Raw genomic sequence first — 22,332 nt, forward strand, 5'->3', positions numbered from 1 at the left:
GACAATCCGAGCCGTTTCAGCGGGGGCGTGCGCTACCGTCCTGCCAGTCGCTGGGCGCGTACCCCAAGATGCGCTTGAACATGGCTGCAAAGGCGCTGGGGCTCTGGTAGCCGTGTTCGAGCGCCACATTGATGATCGGCCGACCTGCCGCCAGGCACTGCTGGCTCAACATCACCCGCGCCCGAGCGCGCCATTGGCCGTGGGACATGCCCAGCTCGCGCTGGAACAGCCGGGCCACATTGCGTGTGCTCATGTTCAGCGCCGTGGCGCACTGTTCAAGGGCATGTTCCTCGGCCGGTGCCTGCAGCATGCGCTCGCACCAGGCCCTCAGGCGTGGGTGCGTCGGCAGTGCTATGAATGTGTCGATGCGCCTTGCATGGGCGAGCTCGCCCAGAATGAGCGCCCGTACGTGCTCGCCCTCCTGGACACCGAGCATGCGCGAGGCTGCCAGGATCAACTCACGCAGCAACCCCGTCACCACGATCACCTGGCAGTGGTCGACGTGGGGCGCCAGCAGCAGGGAGCGCATGCTGACGACGCCTTCCATGACAATCGCATGGCTGACGCCGGCCGGCACCCACAGCGCATTGCCCCCATGAATCACCCAGCTTCCCGAATCGGTACTCACATGCACAGTGCCACTGGCTGCGTAGATCAGCTGGTCGTGGGCGTGGCAGTGGCTGGCCACGTGATCGCCGGGGGCGTAATCCATTTCGAGTGTTTGCATGGCGGGATCCATTGTGGGAATGGATCCAATTGTAAGGGGAGATTGTGTGTAGATGTTGCAAAGCGTGGGGTAGTGCACGGGCTAAGTGCGATTGAATTGCTTGATCGGCTTAAAAGTTGAGGTGTGATTGCGGATTATTTGATTTTTGCAGTTGTAATTGTGTAGCCGAGCGCAGTGTCTGGGGAGCGCTCAACAGTCTATCCCGGGCATGCCGGCTGTCGATGGAGGTCGGCATGCAGGAATTGGACGTTACAAGCCTTCCTCAAGCGCGAGCAGCGCTTCGATGGTCTGCCGACGTCGGATCAGGCGCACGGCCTGGCCTTCGATCAGCACCTCCGGCAGCAAGGGCCGGCTGTTGTAGTTGGACGACATGGAGGCACCGTAGGCACCGGCATCGTGAATCACCAGCAAGTCGCCGACCTGGGCCTGGGGCAAGTCCTGAGGGCAGAGCGCCTGGTCATCCTGAGTGAACACGTCGCCCGATTCGCACAGTGGGCCGGCCACCACGGTCGGTTGCCGCGGGCGGTCCACGGGGTGGCCATCGGCATCGAGCAGGGTCATGGCATGGTAGGCCCCGTACATCGCAGGGCGCATGAGGTCGTTGAAGCCAGCATCGACCAGCACGAACGTGTTGCGGCCCACCTGCTTGACGGCACGGACTTCGGTCACCAGATAGCCCGACTCGGCCACCAGAAAACGCCCTGGCTCGATCTCCATGCGCACCGGGTGGCCCAGCAGCGCTTCGATTTCCTGGCGTGCCACTGCCCAGGTTTGCGCGTAGCGCTGCAGGTCCACCGGCGTATCGGTAGTGCGGTACGGCGTCGAGAGCCCACCGCCGATCGAGAACGCTTCGATATCGGTGTCCAGGCGCGCGATCAGCTCGATCATGGCGCGAGCCACCTGCTCCAGATGGGTGTAGTCCACGCCGGAGCCGATGTGCATGTGCACGCCCACCAGGTGCAGGCGATGGGCCCTGATGCAGGCGAGCGCCTGCGGCAAGTCTTCATGCCAGATGCCATGCTTGCTGTTCTCGCCCCCGGTATTGGTCTTGCGGCTGTGGCCATGGCCGAACCCCGGGTTGATGCGCAGCCAGACACGGTGCCCTGGCGAGTGCTCGCCCAACTGGCGCAGCATGTCGATGGAGCCTGCGTTGACTTCGATCTTTTCCGCGACCACGCGTGCCAGGGTAGCGCGGTCCAGCACGTCGCAGGTCAGCACCACCCCCGCAGGATCGCCCGCCACACTGGCGCCGGCTGCAAAGGCGCGTTCCATTTCCCCAAGCGATACCGCATCGAGCACCAGGCCGTGCTCTCGCATCAAGCGCAACACCTGCAGATTGGGATTGGCCTTCTGGGCGAAGCGCACGGTGTCGAATGGCTTGAGCTGTTCTATCCGACTGAGGATGGTGGCGGCGTCGTAGGCCCACAGGGGTGAACCGTACTGGCGAACGGCGTTGGCTAGGACAGAGAAGGAAATGGTCATGATCGAATGGCTCGGCACAGGTGGAAGTCGACAGCATGGCCCGTAGACTCGATTCAGAAAAATAGCTATTTTTGCGCCGTCCATTCATCTCTGATATGCCCTGAGAATGCTGTCGGTACTCCCATGAAACTCTCCGCCCGCCACATCGAAGTGTTCCGCGCAATCATGGCCTCAGGTAGCGTCACAGGCGCGGCGCGTCTGCTATTTTCCTCGCAGCCGACCATCAGCCGTGAGCTGGCGCGGTTGGAGCACGTGACGGGCCTGCATCTGTTCGAACGCACGGCCGGTCGGTTGGAAGCCACCGCCCAGGCGTTGCTGCTGATCGAGGAGGTAGAGCGGGCGTATGTGGGTCTTGAGCGCATCGAGCGGTGTGCCCAGGCCATTCGCAACTTCCAGCAGGGCCAGTTGGCCGTCACCTGCCTGCCGTTGTTTTCGCAGACCCTGCTTCCCAAGGTCTGCCAGCGTTTCCACAAACAGCACCCTGGGGTGAGCGTGAGCATCAAAGCCCAGGAGTCGCCATTGCTGGAGGAATCTCTGGCCACCCAGCAGCATGACCTGGGCCTTACGGAGGTTGCGCAGATACCCCGCGGGGCGAACGGGGAATTGCTGTTTAGCGCTGACATGGTCTGCGTGCTGCCTGAGCACCATCCGTTGCAGGCCAAGTCACGGCTGGGCCTGGCGGATTTTCATGAGGTCGATTTCATCAACCTGGCTAGCCTGGACACCTATCGTCAGCGTCTGGACCACCATTTTCGCGCCGCTGGGGTTAACCGTCGCACGGTCATCGAGACCACCAGCGCCGCCTCGGTGTGCGCCATGGTCAGGCAGGGCCTGGGCGTAGCCATCATCAACCCCCTGAGCGGGCTGGAGGCCGCCCAGAGTGGCTTGCTCATCAGGCCGCTGGACATCTCGATCGCCTACCAGGTGATGCTGGTCAGGCCAGACCATCGGCCGGCCTCGGCGGCAGTCGAGCCGTTCTGCCAGACACTGCGCGAGCAGGCGCAGGCGATGCAGCGCGCCCTGGCCTAGCCCCCGTGGCCCGCGGCAAGCCTGGGCAGTGATCGACGGATCAAAGCTCGCAGACGAAAGTGCCGGTGCCGCCCAGGATGTTCTCCAAGGTTTGCCTGATCTCGTCCAGGTCGCTCAGCGTGCTGGTCAGGTTGATCTGAAGCACCTCATCACCGCGCAAGGCGTCCCGGTCACCTGCTGCCACTTCGATCAACAGGCTCGTTGCCTTCAAGGTCACTTTCAAGCCGTCCAGGGTCGAGGGCTCATCGTCCAGGGTCAGATCAACCGTGTCTTCGTCAGGGTAGCGGGTCAGCAAGAACATCTGACCTTTGTCACTGTGGCAGCACAGGGTTGCCATGTTGTCCTCCTCTTCATCGCAGGGGGTAGCGAACAGCACGGCGGTGTCGATTTGCATGGCAAGCTCGGATCTAAGGAAACGGAAGGGAATTCTGACAGTCTTGCTTACATGCATAAACGTAAAGTTACCGCCCCTTGAACGAAATTGTCGCAGCGCTGCAAGCCTTGATGACCGGTCAGTCGTTAAGCTTCGCCCAGTCCTGGGCGTGCATGCGCACGCTCAACGCCTGGTTTTCATCGTTCGCCCTGCCTGCGATCGTCTATCGTTGACCCCGGCACGGCGCACGCAGCGACGCTTCAACTATTACAAAGCCCAAGCGGAGTACCACAGATGGCGTTCTTCACCGCGGCCAGCAAAGCCGACTTCCAGCATCAACTGCAAGCGGCCCTGGCGCAGCACATCAGCGAACAGTCCCTGCCACAAGTGGCGCTGTTCGCCGAGCAGTTCTTCGGCATCATCTCTCTGGACGAACTCACCCAGCGCAGGCTTTCCGACCTGGCCGGCTGCACCCTGTCGGCCTGGCGCATCGTCGAGCGTTTCGACCCCGAGCACCCGCAGGTGCGCGTGTACAACCCCGATTACGAGCGCAACGGCTGGCAGTCGACCCACACGGTCGTCGAGGTGCTGCACCATGACCTGCCGTTTCTGGTGGACTCGGTCCGCACTGAGCTCAATCGCCGCGGCTACAGCATTCATACCCTGCAGACCACGGTATTGAGCGTGCGCCGCAACGCCAAGGGCGAGTTGCTGGAACTGCTGCCCAAGGGCACCCACGGTGAAGGGGTGGGGCACGAGTCGCTGATGTACCTGGAAATCGACCGCTGCGCCAACGCTGCGGAGTTGAGCGTGCTGGCTCGGGAAATCGAGCAGGTGCTGGCCGAGGTCCGCGTGGCGGTCGATGATTTCGAACCGATGAAGGACAAGCTGCGGGAGGTCGTGGCGCTGGTCGAGCAGACCCCGTACGGGCCGGCCCAGCATGAAAAGGGCGAGGTCAAGGCATTCCTTGAGTGGTTGCTGGATAACCACTTCACCTTCCTGGGCTATGAAGAGTTCACCGTCCAGGCCGATCAGGCCGGCGGGCAGATGGTCTACGATGAGCAGTCGTTCCTTGGTCTGCCGCGTCGCCTGCGCGTGGGCTTGACCCCTGAAGAGCTGCGCATCGAAGATTACGCCGTGGCCTACCTGGCCGAGCCACTGCTGCTCTCCTTCGCCAAGGCTGCGCTGCCAAGCCGCGTACACCGCCCGGGCTACCCTGATTACGTGTCCATCCGCCAGCTCGATGCCTCGGGTAACGTGCTCAAGGAACACCGCTTCATGGGCCTGTACACTTCCACGGTGTACGGCGAAAGCGTTCATGCCATCCCTTACATCCGGGTCAAGGTCGCTGAAGTCGAGCGCCGTTCCGGCTTCGATACCAAGGCTCACCTGGGCAAGGAACTGGCGCAGGTGCTCGAAGTGCTGCCGCGCGACGACCTGTTCCAGACGCCGGTCGATGAGCTGTTCAGCACGGTCATGTCCATCGTGCAGATTCAGGAGCGCAACAAGATTCGCGTCTTCCTGCGCAAGGACCCGTACGGACGCTTCTGCTATTGCCTGGCCTATGTACCGCGTGAAATCTACTCCACCGAGGTTCGCCAGAAAATCCAGCAGGTGTTGATGGAGCGCCTGAAGGCCAGCGATTGCGAATTCTGGACCTTCTTCTCCGAGTCGGTACTGGCCCGTGTGCAGCTGATTCTGCGGGTGGACCCGAAGAACCGCATCGACATCGACCCACAGCAGCTCGAGCGTGAGGTCATCCAGGCCTGCCGCTCCTGGCAGGACGATTTCTCGGCGCTGGTCGTGGAGAACTTCGGCGAGGCCCAAGGCACCAACATCCTGGCCGATTTCCCCAAAGGCTTCCCGGCCGGCTACCGCGAGCGCTTCGCCGCCCATTCGGCGGTGGTGGACCTGCAGCATGTGCTGGCCCTGTCGGAAAGCAAGCCACTGGCCATGAGTTTCTACCAGCCACTGACGCGGGTTGGCGAGCGCACCCTGCACTGCAAGCTGTACCACGCCGACACCCCCCTGGCGCTGTCGGACGTGCTGCCAATCCTCGAAAACCTCGGCCTGCGCGTGCTGGGCGAGTTCCCGTATCGCCTGCGCCACGCCAATGGCCGCGAATACTGGATTCACGACTTCGCCTTCACCTACAGCGAAGGCCTGAGCCTGAACATTCAGGAGCTCAATGACACCTTCCAGGATGCGTTCATCCACATCGTCGGCGGCGATGCCGAAAACGATGCCTTCAACCGCCTGGTGCTGACAGCGGGCCTGCCATGGCGTGACGTGGCGTTGCTGCGTGCCTATGCACGCTACCTGAAACAAATCCGCCTGGGCTTCGACCTGGGCTACATCGCCAGTACGCTGAACAACCATACCGACATCGCGCGCGAGCTGACCCGCCTGTTCAAGACGCGTTTCTACCTGGCCCGCAAGCTGACCCAGGATGACCTGGAGGACAAGCAGCAGCGGCTCGAGCAAGCGATCCTCAATGCGCTGGACGAGGTGCAGGTACTCAACGAAGACCGCATCCTGCGCCGCTACCTGGACCTGATCAAGGCCACCCTGCGCACCAACTTCTATCAGCTCGATGCCAACGGCCAGAACAAGTCGTATTTCAGCTTCAAGTTCAACCCCAAGCTTGTGCCCGAACTGCCCAAGCCGGTGCCCAAGTTCGAGATCTTCGTCTATTCACCCCGGGTCGAGGGGGTGCACCTGCGCTTTGGCAACGTTGCGCGCGGCGGCCTGCGCTGGTCGGACCGCGAGGAAGACTATCGCACCGAGGTGCTGGGCCTGGTCAAGGCGCAGCAGGTGAAGAACTCGGTAATCGTGCCGGTCGGCGCCAAGGGTGGTTTCCTGCCACGGCGCCTGCCACTGGGCGGCACGCGTGACGAGATCGCGGCAGAGGGCGTGGCGTGCTACCGCATCTTCATCTCGGGGTTGCTCGACATTACCGACAACCTCAAGGACGGTGGCGTAGTGCCGCCGGTCGGCGTGGTGCGTCACGACGATGACGACCCGTACCTGGTGGTGGCGGCCGACAAAGGCACGGCCACGTTCTCGGACATCGCCAACGGCATCGCCATCGACTATGGCTTCTGGCTGGGTGATGCCTTCGCATCGGGCGGCTCGGCAGGCTATGACCACAAGAAAATGGGCATCACCGCCCGTGGGGCTTGGGTTGGCGTCCAGCGTCACTTCCGTGAGCGCGGCATCAATGTGCAAGAAGACCCGATCACCGTGATTGGTGTGGGCGACATGGCAGGCGACGTCTTCGGTAACGGCCTGTTGATGTCGGACAAGCTGCAGCTGGTAGCGGCCTTCAACCACCTGCATATCTTCATCGACCCCAACCCGGAGCCGGCCTCCAGCTTTGCCGAGCGCAAGCGCCTGTTCGACTTGCCACGTTCGGCATGGACCGACTACGACACCAGCATCATGTCCGAAGGCGGCGGCATTTTCCCGCGTAGCGCCAAGAGCATCGCCATCACGGCGCAGATGAAGGAACGCTTCGCCATCGAGGCCGACCGCCTGACGCCCACCGAGCTGCTCAATGCCCTGCTCAAGGCGCCTGTGGACCTGCTCTGGAACGGTGGCATCGGCACCTACGTCAAGGCCAGTGGCGAAAGCCACGCCGACGTGGGCGACAAGGCCAACGACGCCTTGCGTGTCAACGGCAACGAGCTGCGCTGCAAGGTGGTAGGCGAGGGCGGCAACCTGGGTATGACCCAGCTTGGCCGGGTGGAATTCGGCCTGCACGGCGGCGCCACCAACACCGACTTCATCGACAACGCCGGCGGCGTGGACTGCTCCGACCACGAGGTCAACATCAAGATCCTGCTCAACGAGGTGGTGCAGGGTGGCGACATGACCGAGAAGCAGCGCAACCAGTTGCTCGGCAGCATGACCGAGGAAGTGTCTGGCCTGGTACTGGGCAACAACTACAAGCAGACCCAGGCGCTGTCGCTGGCAGCGCGCCGCGTGCGCGAGCGCATTGCCGAGTACAAGCGCCTGATGGCCGACCTCGAGGCCCGCGGCAAGCTTGACCGGGCCATCGAGTTCCTGCCTTCCGAGGAACAGCTGGCCGAGCGCCTCGCCGCAGGCCAGGGCCTGACCCGTGCAGAGCTCTCGGTGCTGATCTCCTACAGCAAGATCGACTTGAAAGAGCAGCTGCTCAAGTCCCAGGTGCCGGACGACGACTACCTGACCCGCGACATGGAAACCGCGTTCCCGCCGTCGCTGGTCAGCAAGTTCGCCGACTCCATGCGCCGCCACCGCCTCAAGCGCGAGATCGTCAGCACCCAGATCGCCAACGACCTGGTCAACAACATGGGCATCACCTTCGTGCAGCGGTTGAAGGAATCGACCGGCATGAGCCCTGCCAACGTAGCCGGGGCCTACGTGATCGTGCGTGACATCTTCCACCTGCCGCACTGGTTCCGTCAGATCGAGGCGCTGGACTACCAGGTTCCCGCCGAGATCCAGCTGACCCTGATGGACGAACTGATGCGCCTGGGCCGCCGTGCAACGCGCTGGTTCCTGCGCAGCCGTCGCAATGAGCAGGACGCTGGCCGTGATTGCGCCCACTTCGGGCCGAAGATCGCCCAGCTTGGGCTCAAGCTCGACGAATTGCTCGAAGGCCCAACCCGCGAACGCTGGATGGTGCGTTACCAGAGCTTCGTCGAAGCGGGGGTGCCAGAGCTGTTGGCACGTATGGTGGCTGGCACCAGCCATCTGTACACCTTGCTGCCGATCATCGAGGCAGCTGATGTGACAGGTCACGAGCCAGCGCAGGTGGCCAAGGCGTTCTTCGCCGTGGGCAGCGCGCTTGACCTGACCTGGTACTTGCAGGAAATCAGCAACCTGCCGGTGGAGAACAACTGGCAGGCCCTGGCCCGGGAAGCCTTCCGCGACGACATCGACCTGCAACAACGCGCGATCACCATCTCGGTATTGCAGATGGCCGATGCTCCGCAGGACATGGATGCACGGGTCGCGCTATGGGCCGAGCAGCATCGGGTGATGGTGGAACGCTGGCGCGCCATGCTCGATGACCTGCGCAGCGCTTCGGGCCATGACTACGCGATGTATGCAGTGGCCAACCGCGAACTGGTCGATCTGGCCATGAGCGGACAGGCGACTGTGATGCCGTCTTGAGTCAATGCTGAACTGAAAAAGCCCCGGCAGTGATGCCGGGGCTTTTTTATTGTTGGGTGCTTTTGACGATGTTGAAGCTCAAACTCCACGACATCATCAGGCAAACCCCACTACTGCGTCATTTGAAACGCCGCTCCACACCCTTCTCGACCAGAATCTTGGCCGAGATCTCTTCCACCGAAAAATGCGTGGAGTTGATATTGGGAATGTTCTCACGGCGGAACAGGCCCTCGACTTCTCGCACCTCGAATTCGCACTGGGCAAAGCTCGAATAACGGCTATTGGGCTTGCGCTCGTGGCGAATGGCGGTCAGCCGGTCGGGGTCGATGGTCAGGCCGAACAGCTTGCTGTGGTGCTTTTTCAATACCGCCGGCAGTTGCAGGCGCTCCATGTCGTCTTCGGTCAACGGGTAATTGGCCGCGCGGATGCCGAATTGCATGGCCATGTACAGGCACGTCGGCGTCTTGCCGCAACGGGATACACCCACCAGGATCAGGTCAGCCTTGTCGTAGTAATGGGTGCGGGCGCCGTCATCGTTGTCCAGAGCAAAGTTCACCGCCTCGATGCGCTCCATGTAGTTGGAGTTGCCACCAATGGAGTGGGATTTGCCCACCGAATACGAGGAATGGGCGGTCAGCTCCTGCTCCAGCGGTGACAGGAACGAGGAGAAGATGTCGATCATGAACCCGTTTGAGGTGGCCAGGATCTCGCGGATGTCCTGATTGACGATGGTGTCGAAGATGATCGGCCGCATGCCGTCGCGCTCGGCGGCCGCATTGATCTGCTGGACCATGTTGCGCGCTTTTTCAGGGGAGTCGATGTAGGGCCGGGTGAATTTGCTGAAAGGAATGCTCTCGAACTGCGCGAGCAGGCTCTGGCCCAGGGTCTCGGCAGTGATGCCGGTGCCGTCGGAGATGAAGAACGCGGTTCGTTTCATTTGCGATCGGGGCCTTAGTGATGATGACGTTTCTTGATTATGATAAGTTCGCTTTGCCGAATGCGGCTGTCGGCATTCTCACTTATTTTCCAGGTACAGGCCACATGCGTCCGGCCCAGTCAAGAAGACAGGCGGGCGCCGTTGAGCTTTTCCAATACAGCTAGTGGAGAGATCACCTTGGTAGAGTACGTAGTTTCCCTCGAAAAGCTCGGCGTCCATGATGTAGAGCATGTGGGGGGCAAGAACGCATCCCTGGGCGAGATGATCAGCAATCTTGCCGGTGCCGGCGTGTCCGTGCCGGGCGGCTTTGCCACTACGGCTCAGGCGTACCGTGATTTCCTCGAGCAAAGTGGGCTCAACGACCGCATCCATGCGGCGCTCGACGCCCTGGACGTGGACGATGTCAACGCCCTGGCCAAGACCGGCGCGCAGATTCGCCAGTGGGTGATGGAAGCCGAGTTCCCGGCGCGTCTGGACGCCGAGATCCGCACCGCCTTCGCCGAAATGGCCAATGGCAACGACAACATGGCCGTGGCCGTGCGCTCTTCGGCCACCGCCGAAGACCTGCCGGACGCCTCGTTCGCCGGCCAGCAGGAAACCTTCCTCAACATCCGCGGCGTGGACAACGTGATCCGTGCGGCGAAGGAAGTGTTCGCCTCGCTGTTCAACGACCGTGCCATCTCCTACCGTGTGCACCAGGGCTTCGACCACAAGCTGGTCGCCCTGTCGGCCGGTGTGCAGCGCATGGTTCGCTCCGAAACTGGTACCGCCGGTGTCATGTTCACCCTCGACACCGAGTCGGGTTTCCGTGACGTCGTGTTCATCACCGGTGCCTACGGCCTGGGTGAAACCGTGGTCCAGGGTGCAGTCAACCCCGATGAATTCTACGTGCACAAGCACACCCTGCAAGCCGGCCGCCCCGCCATCCTGCGCCGTAACCTGGGCAGCAAGGCGATCAAGATGGTCTATGGCGAAGAAGCCAAGGCCGGCCGTTCGGTCAAGACGGTCGAAGTCGATCGCGCCGAGCGTGCCCGCTTCTGCCTGACCGACGAGGAGGTTGTTGAGCTGGCCAAGCAGGCGATGATCATCGAGCAGCATTACCAGCGCCCGATGGACATCGAGTGGGCCAAGGACGGTGACGATGGCAGGCTGTACATCGTCCAGGCCCGCCCTGAAACGGTGAAGAGCCGCGCCAGCGCCAACGTCATGGAGCGTTACCTGCTCAAGGAAAAAGGCACGGTGCTGGTCGAGGGCCGCGCCATCGGCCAGCGCATAGGCGCCGGCAAGGTCCGCGTGATCAACGACGTGTCCGAGATGGACAAGGTGCAGCCAGGCGACGTGCTGGTCTCGGACATGACCGACCCGGACTGGGAGCCGGTCATGAAACGTGCCAGCGCCATCGTCACCAACCGTGGCGGGCGCACCTGCCATGCGGCCATCATCGCTCGTGAGCTGGGTATCCCGGCGGTCGTCGGTTGCGGCAACGCTACCCAGATTCTCAAGGATGGCCAGGGCGTGACCGTCTCCTGCGCCGAAGGCGATACAGGCTTCATCTTCGAAGGTGAACTGGGCTTCGACATCAAGCAGAACTCGGTGGACGCCATGCCCGAGCTGCCGTTCAAGATCATGATGAACGTCGGCAACCCGGACCGCGCCTTCGACTTCGCCCAGTTGCCCAACGCCGGTGTAGGCCTGGCGCGCCTGGAATTCATCATCAATCGCATGATTGGCGTGCACCCCAAGGCTTTGCTCAACTACGCCGGCCTGCCGGCCGACCTGAAGGACAGCGTCGACAAGCGCATCGCAGGCTACGACGACCCAGTCGGCTTCTACGTGGAGAAGCTGGTCGAAGGCATCAGCACCCTGGCAGCGGCGTTCTATCCCAAGAAAGTGATCGTGCGCCTGTCGGACTTCAAGTCCAATGAGTACGCCAACCTGATCGGCGGCAAGCTGTACGAGCCGGAAGAAGAAAACCCGATGCTGGGCTTCCGTGGGGCCTCGCGCTACATCAGCGAGGCGTTCCGCGATTGTTTCGAGCTCGAATGCCGCGCCCTCAAGCGCGTGCGTAATGAAATGGGCCTGACCAACGTCGAAATCATGGTGCCGTTCGTGCGTACCCTCGGTGAGGCCAGCCAAGTCGTCGACCTGCTGGCTGAAAACGGCCTGGCCCGTGGCGACAACGGTCTGCGCGTCATCATGATGTGCGAACTGCCGTCCAACGCCATCCTGGCCGACGAGTTCCTCGAATATTTCGACGGTTTCTCGATCGGGTCGAACGACCTGACTCAGCTGACGTTGGGTCTGGACCGTGATTCGGGCATCATTGCCCACCTGTTCGATGAGCGAAATCCTGCGGTCAAGAAGCTGCTGGCCAACGCCATCGCAGCGTGCAACAAGGCCGGCAAGTACATCGGCATTTGCGGCCAGGGCCCTTCGGACCACCCAGACTTGGCCAAATGGCTGATGGAGCAGGGCATCGACAGCGTGTCGCTGAACCCGGACTCGGTGCTTGAAACCTGGTTCTACCTGGCCGAAGGCCAAAGCGCGACCTGATACCGAAAGATGCGAGGGGCGTCTGGCGCTCCTCGCTTGGTTTTTTCCAGGGCGAGTTCCAGCGATGGATTTCGCCCTTTTTTGTGCGACAAGCAACCGACCTATGCAAAGCAGCAGTACATTATTTCCCGTCGCCTTGCTCAGTGCCGAGCGCCGCGGCGACCTCAGTGAAGATGTCTATCGCATCAAGGCCGGCCTGGGTCCCGATCCCAGCGTGGAGCTGGCCGTGACTCGCCTGGGCCTGGCTGATCAGAGCAGCGCCCAGGGTATCCCGGTCATCCTGCTGCATGGCAGCTTTTCCAATCGGCGGTTCTGGTATTCACCCAAGGGGGGTGGCCTCGGGGCTTACCTGGCCCGGGCCGGCTTCGATGTGTGGATTCCCGAGATGCGGGGGCACGGGCTGTCGCCGCGCAATCGGGATTGGGCACAGAACACGGTGGCTGCCTATGCGCGTGATGACGTGCCGGCCATCGGTGCCTTCGTGCATGAGAAAGCAGGCAGGGCGCCCCTGTGGATAGGGCATTCGTTGGGCGGCACCACGCTGGCGGTCGCCCTGGGTAGCGGCGCATTGGCTGCGCAGCATGTAGCGGGCGTGGCGCTGTTCGGTTCCCAGGTAAGCCGCAGCTACTGGCCGTTGAAAGTGCCTCCGGTGGTGTGGGGCATGCGCTGGCTGCTTCGCCGCTGGGGGCACCTGTCTGGCGCGCGCTTCGGGCGCGGCCCAGAGGATGAACCCGTCGGCCTTGCCTTTGAACACATGCGCTGGCACGGCTTGTTTGGGCGTTTTGGCGACAAGCAGGGTGATTGGTGGGCAGGCCTTGCGCAAGTCGACGTGCCGACGCTTGCCGTGGCCGCCGCGGCCGACCCGCAGAGCCCACCGTGGGCCTGCCGCATGTTGTTCGAGCAATTCGGGGGTGCACGCAAGCAGTTCCTCTGCCTTGGGCCTGCGGCGGGCTTCGATGCCTTTGGCCATGCGGACATGCTGGCCAGCCAGGCTGCCCACGTGCAGGTATGGCCGCTGGTGGAACGTTGGCTACGTGAGCCCGGGTTGCCGGTGCATGCCTCCATCGAGGCCTTGGCGCTTGTGCCAGCGGTATGAAAGGCGCTGACCGAGCGGTCTCGGGTGACTGCGGTGTGCTCCAAGGTGTAGCCTTGGCCCACAATCGCTTTCGTTGTGACTGACAGGAGCTTGCCATGCAGCATTACGTAACGCCCGACCTGTGTGACGCCTATCCGGACCTCGTGCAGGTGCTGGAGCCGATGTTCAGCAACTTTGGTGGCCGTGATTCGTTCGGCGGCCAGATCGTCACCATCAAGTGCTTCGAGGACAACTCGCTCGTGCGTGAGCAGGTCGAGCTCGATGGCCGGGGCAAGGTGTTGGTGGTCGACGGCGGGGGTTCGCTGCGTCGCGCCCTGTTGGGCGACATGCTCGCCGAGAAAGCGGCTAAAAACGGCTGGGAAGGCTTGGTGATCTACGGCTGCGTACGCGACGTCGATGCACTGATCCAGACCAACGTAGGTGTACAGGCGCTGGCCAGTCACCCGCTCAAGACCGACAAGCGTGGCATTGGCGACCTCAACGTCGTGGTGAATTTCGCGGGCGTTACTTTCAGGCCCGGTGAATACGTCTACGCCGACAACAACGGCGTGCTGGTCTCGCCAAGCCCGCTGCAGATGCCGGAGTGACGCGCCGCAGGCGCTGATGGAGCTTTGATGTTCGAGGAAGACAACGCGCAGTGGGGGCTGGTCCATGCCCTGGTGCTCGACGGCAAGGGTGGGGCACGCGCCATCGCCCGAACCCAGCTGGGCGACTTGCAACTGCAGCCAGAGCAAAGCCTCTGGTTGCACTGGGATCGCAGTCATCCCCAAACCCGGTCTTGGCTGCTGAGCGAAAGCGGCCTCAGTGAATTCGCCTGTGAGCTGTTGCTTGAAGAGAACACGCGGCCGCGCTTGCTGCCGATGGCCGACGAGCAATTGCTGCTCTTTTTGCGCGGGGTCAACCTCAACCCTGGCGCCGAGCCTGAAGACATGGTTTCGGTGCGCATCTTCGCCCAGGCCCAGCGGGTGATTTCCCTGCGCTTGCGCCCGCTCAGGGCCAGCGACGAAATCCTGCTGCAGCTGGAGCAGGGCAGGGGGCCCAAGACCGCTTCCGAGCTGCTGTTGCTGATGGGCGAGCTGCTGACCGAGAAAGTCCAGGGATTGGTCAGCGACCTGTCCGAGCTGGTCGATGTCGAAGAAGAAAAGGTAGAGGCTGACGAGCGGCACCAGCCTGATCAGGGCAGCTTGCAACAGATCCGCCGCCGCGCGGCCGGGCTGCGACGCTTTTTGGCCCCGCAGCGCGACATCTATGCACATCTTTCACGCAGCAAGTGGAGCTGGTTTGCCGAGGTCGACGCCGATTACTGGAACGAGCTGAACAACAGCCTGATCCGCTACCTCGAGGAGCTCGAACTCACCCGCGAACGTGCGGCACTGGTGCTTGAGAGCGAAGACCGCCGCCGCAGCGAACGCATGAACCGCACCATGTACCGGTTCGGCATCATCACCTGCATCTTTTTGCCAATGAGCTTCATTACCGGGTTGCTGGGCATCAACGTGGGTGGCATTCCGGGGGCGCAGAACCCTTATGGGTTTCTCCTGGCGTGCCTGGTGGTGGTGGGGCTGGCAGCAGGGCAATGGTGGTTGTTCCGGCGCTTGCAGTGGGTGTAGCCACCAGCGCGCCGGCGGCCTGGTCGACGCAAGGTGTGACCCGTCGCCAAGCCGTCTCGTCTCTTGCTGATACTACGCGAGGTGCCCATGCACGATCCGTTTGAACAATCCCTGCGTGACCTGCTCAAGGCATCCCCGTCCGGCAATGATCGCCATGACCAGGATGATGCCGCCTGCCTGGGTCGCGTGCTCAAGACCGCCAACCGCCAGGTTGGCGCCGGTGATCTGTTCAGCTTGCTTGGCCGTTGGAGCCAGGCGCTGATGATCGCCATCAACAATGGCTCGGCGCACGTCGCGCCGGTGCGTAGACATTCTTCCCGCAACGCTGCCGCTGGCAGCAAAGCTGATAAGGCCGACTGAATATGGAACTCGATCTCTGGACCCAGAGCCTGGTCACCGCCATGACCGCCCTATGGACCAAGGTGGCGAACTTCATCCCCAACCTGTTCGGCGCGTTGGTCGTGGTGCTGCTGGGCTTCGTGGTAGCCAAGCTGCTCGATACCTTGCTCTCCAAACTGCTGGCAAAGCTTGGCCTCGATCGCCTGATGGCTGGTACGGGCCTGACCAAGATGCTGGGCCGGGTTGGCATTCAGGTGCCGATCTCCACGCTGATCGGCAAGATCGTCTACTGGTTCGTGCTGCTGATCTTCCTGGTGTCGGCCGCCGAGTCGCTGGGCCTGGAGCGTGTCTCCGCCACGCTCGACATGCTGGCCTTGTACCTGCCCAAGGTATTCGGTGCCGCGTTGATATTGCTCGCGGGCGTTCTTCTGGCGCAGGTGGCCAACGGCCTGGTGCGCGGCGCCGCCGAAGGCGTAGGGCTTGAGTACGCCGCAGGGCTTGGACGCATCGTTCAGGGCCTGGTGATCATCATCAGCATTTCAGTGGCTATCAGCCAGCTGGAGGTCAAGACCGACCTGCTCAACCATGTGATCGTCATCGGCCTGATTACCGTTGGTCTGGCCGTTGCGCTGGCCATGGGCCTGGGTAGCCGCGAAATCGCTGGTCAGATCCTGGCCGGCATTTATGTCCGCGAGTTGTTCCAGGTGGGCCAGCAGGTGCGCATTGGCGAGGTCGAAGGGCATATCGAGGAGATTGGCACGGTCAAGACGGTGATCCTCACCGACGATGACGAGATGGTTTCCCTGTCCAACCGGGAATTGCTCGAGCAGCGGGTCAATAGCCGCTGACCGAACAAAGCTGTTAATGTATGCCGCCGCAAAAACCGGCCCTCCGGGCGCTTGCGGCGACATTGACCTGACTGTCGGCCAGATCCGTTTTGAATAAAGTTCCCACGCCGCCCATGCGCTACGACCCCCGCGAACTCACCGACGAAGAGTTGGTGGCGCGCTCGCATGAGGAGCTGTACCACGTCACTCGCGCGTATGAGGAGCTCATGCGTCGCTACCAGCGAACCCTGTTCAACGTGTGTGCACGTTATTTGGGGAACGACCGGGACGCGGACGATGTCTGTCAGGAAGTGATGTTGAAAGTGCTCTATGGCCTGAAGAATTTCGAGGGAAAATCCAAATTCAAGACCTGGCTTTACAGCATCACCTACAATGAATGCATCACCCAGTACCGCAAGGAGCGCCGCAAGCGCAGGTTGATGGATGCCCTGAGCCTGGACCCCGTCGAAGAGGCGTCCGAGGAAAAGGCACCCAAGGCCGAAGAAAAGGGCGGGCTGGACAAGTGGCTGGTCCATGTGAACCCGATCGATCGGGAAATCCTGGTGCTGCGATTCGTCGCCGAACTGGAGTTTCAGGAGATCGCGGACATCATGCACATGGGGCTCAGCGCGACGAAAATGCGTTACAAGCGTGCGCTTGACAAGCTTCGGGAGAAATTTGCCGGTCTCGATGAAACTTAACGACCAGCAAATATCTCTAACGAACCGGCGAGTTCTGCTAGACTCGCCGACGAGTTGTCCCCCCGGTTTTGGTGGGACTGCTTAACTATCACCAGATGGGGATTTAACGGATGAAACTGAAAAACACCTTGGGCTTGGCCATTGGTTCGCTCGTAGCCGCCACCTCGATTGGCGCTATGGCACAAGGCCAAGGCGCCGTCGAAACTGAAATCTTCTACAAGAAAGAATTCTTCGACAGCCAGCGTGACTTCAAAAACGACGGTAACCTGTTCGGCGGCTCCATCGGTTACTTCCTGACCGACGACGTTGAACTGCGTCTGGGCTACGACGAAGTCCACAACGCTCGTGGCGACGACGGCAAGAACATCAAGGGCTCCAACACTGCCCTGGACGCCGTTTACCACTTCAACAACCCGTACGACGCCATCCGTCCGTACGTTTCTGCTGGTTTCTCGCACCAGTCGATCGGCCAGACCGGCCGCGGTGGTCGTAACCACTCCACCTTCGCCAACGTTGGCGCTGGCGCCAAGTGGTACATCACTGACATGTTCTACGCCCGTGCCGGCGTTGAAGCTCAGTACAACATCGACCAGGGCGACACCGAGTGGGCTCCAAGCGTTGGTGTTGGTCTGAACTTCGGCGGTAGCCCGAAGAACCAGGCTGCTCCTGCACCTGCTCCAGTTGCTGAAGTCTGCTCTGACTCCGACAACGACGGCGTTTGCGACAACGTCGACAAGTGCCCAGACACCCCGGCTAACGTCACTGTTGACGCCGACGGCTGCCCGGCTGTTGCCGAAGTCGTTCGCGTTGAGCTGGACGTCAAGTTCGACTTCGACAAGTCGGTCGTCAAGCCAAACAGCTACGGCGACATCAAGAACCTGGCTGACTTCATGAAGCAGTACCCACAGACCACCACCGTGGTTGAAGGTCACACTGACTCCGTAGGTCCAGACGCTTACAACCAGAAGCTGTCCGAGCGTCGTGCCAACGCTGTCAAGCAGGTTCTGACCCAGCAGTACGGCGTAGAATCCAGCCGTGTTGACTCGGTTGGCTACGGCGAAACCCGTCCGGTTGCCGACAACGCCACCGAAGAAGGCCGTGCTATCAACCGTCGCGTTGAAGCTCAGGTAGAAGCCCAGGCCAAGTAATTGGTTTGAAGCTTCATGAAAAACCCGGCCTCGGCCGGGTTTTTCTTTGCCTGCCTGACAGCACGTGATGTCTAGCAGGCAAGCACTGGTATAAGGCCCAACCAAGGCAGTGTTTGCCTGCTACACATTTGTCTCTACGTTCACCTGCAGCAAACCTGCTGGCCAACATCGGGCTGTCCTGTCCCGTCAGCGATGGCTATAATCGCCCCCTCACTCACCCCGAGTCTTGTCTGCCCATGTATAACCTGGCCCGCCAGCTGCTGTTCAAACTGTCACCGGAAACTTCTCATGATCTGTCGTTGGACCTGATCGGTGCCGGCGGCCGACTTGGCGTGAATGGCAAGCTGTGCAAGCGCCCGGCCTCATTGCCGGTCAAGGTCATGGGCCTTGATTTTGCCAATCCGGTAGGTCTGGCGGCCGGCCTGGACAAGAACGGTACGGCCATTGACGGCTTTGCCCAGCTGGGTTTCGGGTTCGTCGAGATCGGCACCGTCACGCCTCGCCCGCAACCGGGCAACCCCAAACCGCGCCTGTTCCGCTTGCCAGAGGCAACTGCCATCATCAACCGCATGGGTTTCAATAACCTGGGTGTTGATCATCTGCTGGGCCGTGTTCGCGCTGCACGTTATACGGGTGTGCTGGGTATCAATATTGGCAAGAACTTCGACACCCCCGTCGAGCATGCGGTGGACGACTACCTGATCTGCCTGGACAAGGTCTACGGCGCGGCCAGCTATGTCACGGTCAATGTCAGCTCTCCAAACACACCGGGGCTGCGCAGCCTGCAGTTCGGGGATTCGCTCAAGCAATTGCTCGATGCCTTGGCAGAGCGGCGGGCGCAGCTGAGCGTGCGTCATGGCCGGCACGTTCCCTTGGCCATCAAGATTGCCCCTGACATGAGCGATGAAGAAACGGCACTGGTAGCCGCTGCGCTTGTGGAGTCAGGCATGGACGCGGTCATCGCGACCAATACCACGCTCGGGCGTGAGGGCGTGGAGGCGCTGCCCTATGGCGGCGAAGCGGGCGGGCTCTCAGGTGCGCCAGTGCGCCAGAAAAGCACGCGGATCGTTCAGGTATTGGCCGGTGAGATGGGCGGCAAGCTGCCGATCATCGCAGCTGGGGGCATCACGGAAGGAAAGCATGCGGCGGAAAAAATCGCCGCAGGTGCGAGCCTGGTGCAGATTTACTCAGGCTTCATCTATAAAGGGCCGGCACTCATTCGTGAAGCCGTGGACGCCATCGCCGCCATGCCCAAGCGGTAAGCCCGCCAATAAAAAAGGGCCCCTTGACGGGGCCCCTGGGCCTCAGCCCGCCGCCCTGGTGGGGCGTGCCTGGTAAATCGGGTGAATGTCCTCTATCAGCCTACGGCGTGATTTTCGTTGAGCCTGTGGATACCGGCGGTGCCAGTCATACCGTCCCAGTTGTCACCACGGCCCTCCCGCCAGCCGTTGATCCAGGCTTGACGAACAGATGGCAGGGTAAAGGGGCAAAGCTCCCGGGATTTGCCGGTGACTCCATATTGGTAGCCACGTGAAAATGCTCTTTCCAACGGATCACGCTTAAGTCTTCTCATAGGGTGTTGCCCTCACTTGTTGACTGTAATGTCCCGTCGGCCTCCTGGAGGCCGGGCAGAATCGTTCTGCCGGTGTGGGCTCGCTGCCGGCGTCGCGAGCCTGAAGTGCCGCTTCGTTGCGATGCGGCCTGTGTTCAGTTCTAACCAATGCGGGTGACGGTGGGAATGATCGATTTGTCATAAGCACGTAACCTTTCCAAGGGTCAGGGGATAAGTAAATAAATGCGACTCATCCTTATTCCCGCTGTAAGCCCACAGAATCAGGGGTTCGTCGAAGTTTGACGCCATTTTGCCATCGCCCTAGCGAAGCGGTTGAAACAGCTCGAAATGCGACGAAGGGTCACATAGGCCCCGGCTTCGCAAGAATTTTATGTACTGCTCGATGATCTAAGCTGTCTGTGCCGTCAGGCAGAGATGGGTAAGTCGGGCGGCCCGGTCATTGCGCCTCCGCAAGGGGCAGATGGCCACTTGCACACCTGTTGGAAAGGCGTGCAGGTAAACAGGGCGTTGCGATGCGTCGCAGCGCCAGTCTAATAGCCCTAATGTGCTGGATAACTCATGTCGGACCGTTTCGAACTCTACCTCACTTGTCCCAAAGGCCTTGAAAGCCTGCTTGCAGAAGAGGCCCGCAGCCTTGGTCTGGACGAGGTCCGTGAACACACCTCGGCCATCCGCGGGGCTGCCGACATGGAGACCGCCTACCGCTTGTGCCTGTGGTCTCGGTTGGCAAACCGCGTATTGCTGGTGCTCAAGCGTTTTTCCATGAAAAACGCCGACGACTTGTATGACGGTGTCAACGCCGTGGAGTGGGCTGATCACCTGGCCGCTGACGGTACCCTGGCAGTTGAGTTCAGCGGTCATGGGTCGGGGATCGACAACACCCATTTCGGCGCCCTAAAGGTCAAGGATGCCATTGTCGACAAACTGCGCAACCGTGACGGGCTGCGCCCGTCGGTGGAGAAGATCGACCCGGATGTGCGCGTCCACCTGCGCCTTGACCGGGGCGAAGCGATCCTGTCGCTGGACCTTTCCGGCCATAGTCTGCATCAGCGGGGCTATCGCCTGCAGCAAGGTGCAGCACCGCTCAAGGAAAACCTCGCCGCCGCGGTGTTGATTCGCTCCGGCTGGCCACGCATCGCGGCCCAGGGCGGCGCACTGGCCGACCCCATGTGTGGTGTCGGCACCTTCCTGGTCGAGGCGGCCATGATCGCCGCGGACATCGCTCCCAACCTCAAGCGTGAGCGTTGGGGGTTCACGGCGTGGCTGGGCCATGTGCCCGCGCTCTGGCGCAAGGTGCATGAACAGGCGCAGGCGCGCGCTGAGGCTGGCCTGGCCAAACCTGCATTGTGGATCCGCGGCTATGAAGCCGATCCGCGCTTGATCCAGCCAGGGCGCAACAACGTCGAGCGCGCAGGCCTGAGCGATTGGGTGAAGATCTATCAAGGCGAAGTGAGCACATTCGAGCCGCGCCCGGACCAGAACCAGAAAGGCTTGGTCATCAGCAACCCACCCTACGGGGAGCGTCTGGGTGACGAAGCCAGCCTGCTTTACCTTTACCAGAACCTTGGCGAACGCCTGCGTCAGGCATGCATGGGTTGGGAGGCTGCCGTCTTTACCGGCGCTGCGCAGTTGGGCAAGCGCATGGGCCTGCGTAGCCACAAGCAGTACGCATTCTGGAACGGTGCACTGCCCTGCAAATTGCTGTTGTTCAAGGTCCAGCCGGACCAGTTCGTCACCGGCGAGCGCCGGGCCGAACAGGCGCAAGGCCCGCAAGCACACGAGCCGGCGCCATTGGCCAGCGAGCCTGCACGCCTGTCCGAGGGTGCGCAGATGTTCGCTAACCGCCTGCAGAAAAACCTTCGGCAACTGGGCAAGTGGGCTCGCCGCGAACAGGTCAGCTGTTACCGTCTGTACGATGCGGATATGCCCGAATACGCCCTGGCTGTAGACGTGTATCAGGACTGGGTGCACGTGCAGGAATACGCGGCACCGCGTTCGATCGACCCCGACAAGGCACAGGGTCGCCTGCTCGACGCGCTGGCGGCCATCCCCCAGGCCCTTGGTATTTCGCCACAACGCGTAGTACTCAAGCGCCGGGAGCGTCAAAGCGGAACCCGCCAGTACGAGCGCCAGGGCACGGAGGGTCGCTTTCAGGAGGTGTCGGAAGCTGGGGTCAAGCTGCTGGTCAACCTTACCGACTACCTCGATACCGGCCTGTTTCTGGACCATCGGCCGATGCGCGTACGCATTCAGCGTGAGGCGGCCGGCAAGCGCTTCCTGAACTTGTTCTGCTATACCGCGACGGCGACTGTACATGCCGCCAAAGGCGGGGCGCGCAGCACCACCAGTGTCGACCTGTCGAAAACCTATCTGGACTGGGCGCGGCGCAACTTGGCGCTCAACGGCTTTTCAGAGCGCAATCGTCTGGAGCAGGGCGATGTCATGGCGTGGTTGGAGGCCGAACGTGAAAGCTACGACCTGATCTTCATCGACCCGCCCACGTTCTCCAATTCCAAGCGCATGGAAGGTGTGTTCGACGTCCAGCGCGATCATGTTCAGTTGCTGGACTTGGCGATGGCGCGCCTGGCCCCAGGTGGCGTGCTGTATTTTTCCAACAACTTCCGCAAGTTCCAGCTCGACGAGCACCTGTCTGCTCGTTACGCCGTGGAAGAAATCACCGCCCAGACGCTTGACCCGGACTTCGCCCGCAACAACCGCATCCACCGTGCCTGGAAGCTGCAGTTGCGTTGATGCGCCGTTGCCTGTGCCCTTGCAGG

The 22,332-nt window shown here is 61.6% G+C and carries 18 protein-coding genes; 13 read left to right on the plus strand and 5 right to left on the minus strand.

Annotation, left to right across the window (positions count from 1 at the left end):
* Positions 1 to 16 precede the first annotated feature (16 nt).
* Together FS767_RS14825 and lysA are read right to left on the minus strand one after the other, a co-directional pair.
* Positions 17 to 727, minus strand: a complete 711-nt coding sequence (locus tag FS767_RS14825; protein WP_144966499.1) for a helix-turn-helix domain-containing protein — start codon at positions 725 to 727, stop codon at positions 17 to 19.
* A gap of 249 nt (positions 728 to 976) precedes the next feature.
* A complete protein-coding gene (lysA, locus tag FS767_RS14830; protein WP_144966501.1) occupies positions 977 to 2,209 on the minus strand; it encodes a diaminopimelate decarboxylase in 1,233 nt (410 codons plus the stop codon).
* 123 nt (positions 2,210 to 2,332) lie between these two features.
* On the opposite strand from lysA, the gene FS767_RS14835 reads away from it, so the two are divergent.
* Positions 2,333 to 3,238, plus strand: a complete 906-nt coding sequence (locus FS767_RS14835; RefSeq protein ID WP_144966503.1) for a LysR family transcriptional regulator — start codon at positions 2,333 to 2,335, stop codon at positions 3,236 to 3,238.
* Positions 3,239 to 3,278: 40 nt separating this feature from the next.
* Here the strand turns inward: FS767_RS14835 and FS767_RS14840 are convergent, their stop codons facing one another.
* Positions 3,279 to 3,632, minus strand: coding sequence for a hypothetical protein (locus FS767_RS14840; RefSeq protein ID WP_144966505.1), 354 nt, complete (start codon positions 3,630 to 3,632; stop codon positions 3,279 to 3,281).
* A gap of 77 nt (positions 3,633 to 3,709) precedes the next feature.
* Here FS767_RS14840 and FS767_RS23220 point away from each other — a divergent pair, with 77 nt between their 5' ends.
* Together FS767_RS23220 and FS767_RS14845 are read left to right on the plus strand one after the other, a co-directional pair.
* Entirely contained in the window at positions 3,710 to 3,844 is a 135-nt protein-coding gene (locus FS767_RS23220) for a hypothetical protein (RefSeq protein WP_255212324.1), read from the plus strand.
* Between the two features lie 61 nt (positions 3,845 to 3,905).
* A complete protein-coding gene (locus FS767_RS14845) occupies positions 3,906 to 8,771 on the plus strand; it encodes an NAD-glutamate dehydrogenase (RefSeq protein WP_100851154.1) in 4,866 nt (1,621 codons plus the stop codon).
* 118 nt (positions 8,772 to 8,889) lie between these two features.
* Here FS767_RS14845 and FS767_RS14850 read toward each other — a convergent pair whose 3' ends face one another.
* Complete coding sequence (locus FS767_RS14850) at positions 8,890 to 9,708, minus strand: pyruvate, water dikinase regulatory protein (RefSeq protein WP_144966507.1); 819 nt, start codon at positions 9,706 to 9,708, stop codon at positions 8,890 to 8,892.
* Positions 9,709 to 9,885: 177 nt separating this feature from the next.
* On the opposite strand from FS767_RS14850, the gene ppsA reads away from it, so the two are divergent.
* The 9 genes from ppsA (at position 9,886) to FS767_RS14895 (ending at position 19,244) form a co-directional block, all read left to right on the plus strand.
* A complete protein-coding gene (gene ppsA, locus FS767_RS14855; protein WP_144966509.1) occupies positions 9,886 to 12,261 on the plus strand; it encodes a phosphoenolpyruvate synthase in 2,376 nt (791 codons plus the stop codon).
* A gap of 103 nt (positions 12,262 to 12,364) precedes the next feature.
* On the plus strand, positions 12,365 to 13,357 hold the full coding sequence (locus FS767_RS14860; protein WP_256674274.1) for an alpha/beta fold hydrolase: 993 nt from the start codon (positions 12,365 to 12,367) through the stop codon (positions 13,355 to 13,357).
* A 95-nt stretch (positions 13,358 to 13,452) separates the two neighbouring features.
* The gene (rraA, locus tag FS767_RS14865) at positions 13,453 to 13,944 is read left to right on the plus strand and encodes a ribonuclease E activity regulator RraA (RefSeq protein ID WP_058604522.1); all 492 of its coding nucleotides are present in this window, start codon (positions 13,453 to 13,455) and stop codon (positions 13,942 to 13,944) included.
* A gap of 27 nt (positions 13,945 to 13,971) precedes the next feature.
* Entirely contained in the window at positions 13,972 to 14,967 is a 996-nt protein-coding gene (locus FS767_RS14870) for a zinc transporter ZntB (RefSeq protein WP_144966513.1), read from the plus strand.
* Positions 14,968 to 15,054: 87 nt separating this feature from the next.
* Complete coding sequence (locus tag FS767_RS14875; RefSeq protein ID WP_023533663.1) at positions 15,055 to 15,327, plus strand: hypothetical protein; 273 nt, start codon at positions 15,055 to 15,057, stop codon at positions 15,325 to 15,327.
* A gap of 2 nt (positions 15,328 to 15,329) precedes the next feature.
* A complete protein-coding gene (locus tag FS767_RS14880; RefSeq protein ID WP_144966515.1) occupies positions 15,330 to 16,154 on the plus strand; it encodes a mechanosensitive ion channel domain-containing protein in 825 nt (274 codons plus the stop codon).
* A 113-nt stretch (positions 16,155 to 16,267) separates the two neighbouring features.
* Positions 16,268 to 16,834 (plus strand): RNA polymerase sigma factor SigX, encoded by a 567-nt coding sequence (gene sigX / locus FS767_RS14885; protein ID WP_144966517.1) that lies wholly within the window; start codon positions 16,268 to 16,270, stop codon positions 16,832 to 16,834.
* Between the two features lie 110 nt (positions 16,835 to 16,944).
* Positions 16,945 to 17,982: an OmpA family protein gene (locus tag FS767_RS14890; protein ID WP_023533705.1), complete on the plus strand. Its 1,038-nt coding sequence runs from the start codon at positions 16,945 to 16,947 to the stop codon at positions 17,980 to 17,982.
* A 236-nt stretch (positions 17,983 to 18,218) separates the two neighbouring features.
* Positions 18,219 to 19,244 carry a quinone-dependent dihydroorotate dehydrogenase gene (locus tag FS767_RS14895; RefSeq protein WP_144966520.1) on the plus strand — a complete coding sequence of 342 codons (1,026 nt, stop codon included), beginning with the start codon at positions 18,219 to 18,221 and terminating at the stop codon, positions 19,242 to 19,244.
* Between the two features lie 95 nt (positions 19,245 to 19,339).
* On the opposite strand, the gene rmf is transcribed toward FS767_RS14895, so the two are convergent.
* The gene (gene rmf, locus FS767_RS14900; protein ID WP_023533691.1) at positions 19,340 to 19,555 is read right to left on the minus strand and encodes a ribosome modulation factor; all 216 of its coding nucleotides are present in this window, start codon (positions 19,553 to 19,555) and stop codon (positions 19,340 to 19,342) included.
* Between the two features lie 558 nt (positions 19,556 to 20,113).
* Here rmf and rlmKL point away from each other — a divergent pair.
* Entirely contained in the window at positions 20,114 to 22,306 is a 2,193-nt protein-coding gene (rlmKL, locus tag FS767_RS14905; RefSeq protein ID WP_144966521.1) for a bifunctional 23S rRNA (guanine(2069)-N(7))-methyltransferase RlmK/23S rRNA (guanine(2445)-N(2))-methyltransferase RlmL, read from the plus strand.
* Positions 22,307 to 22,332 lie beyond the last annotated feature (26 nt).

It is taken from the genome of Pseudomonas sp. DE0010, from assembly GCF_007680745.1.
In the GTDB taxonomy this organism is placed as follows: domain Bacteria; phylum Pseudomonadota; class Gammaproteobacteria; order Pseudomonadales; family Pseudomonadaceae; genus Aquipseudomonas; species Aquipseudomonas parafulva_B.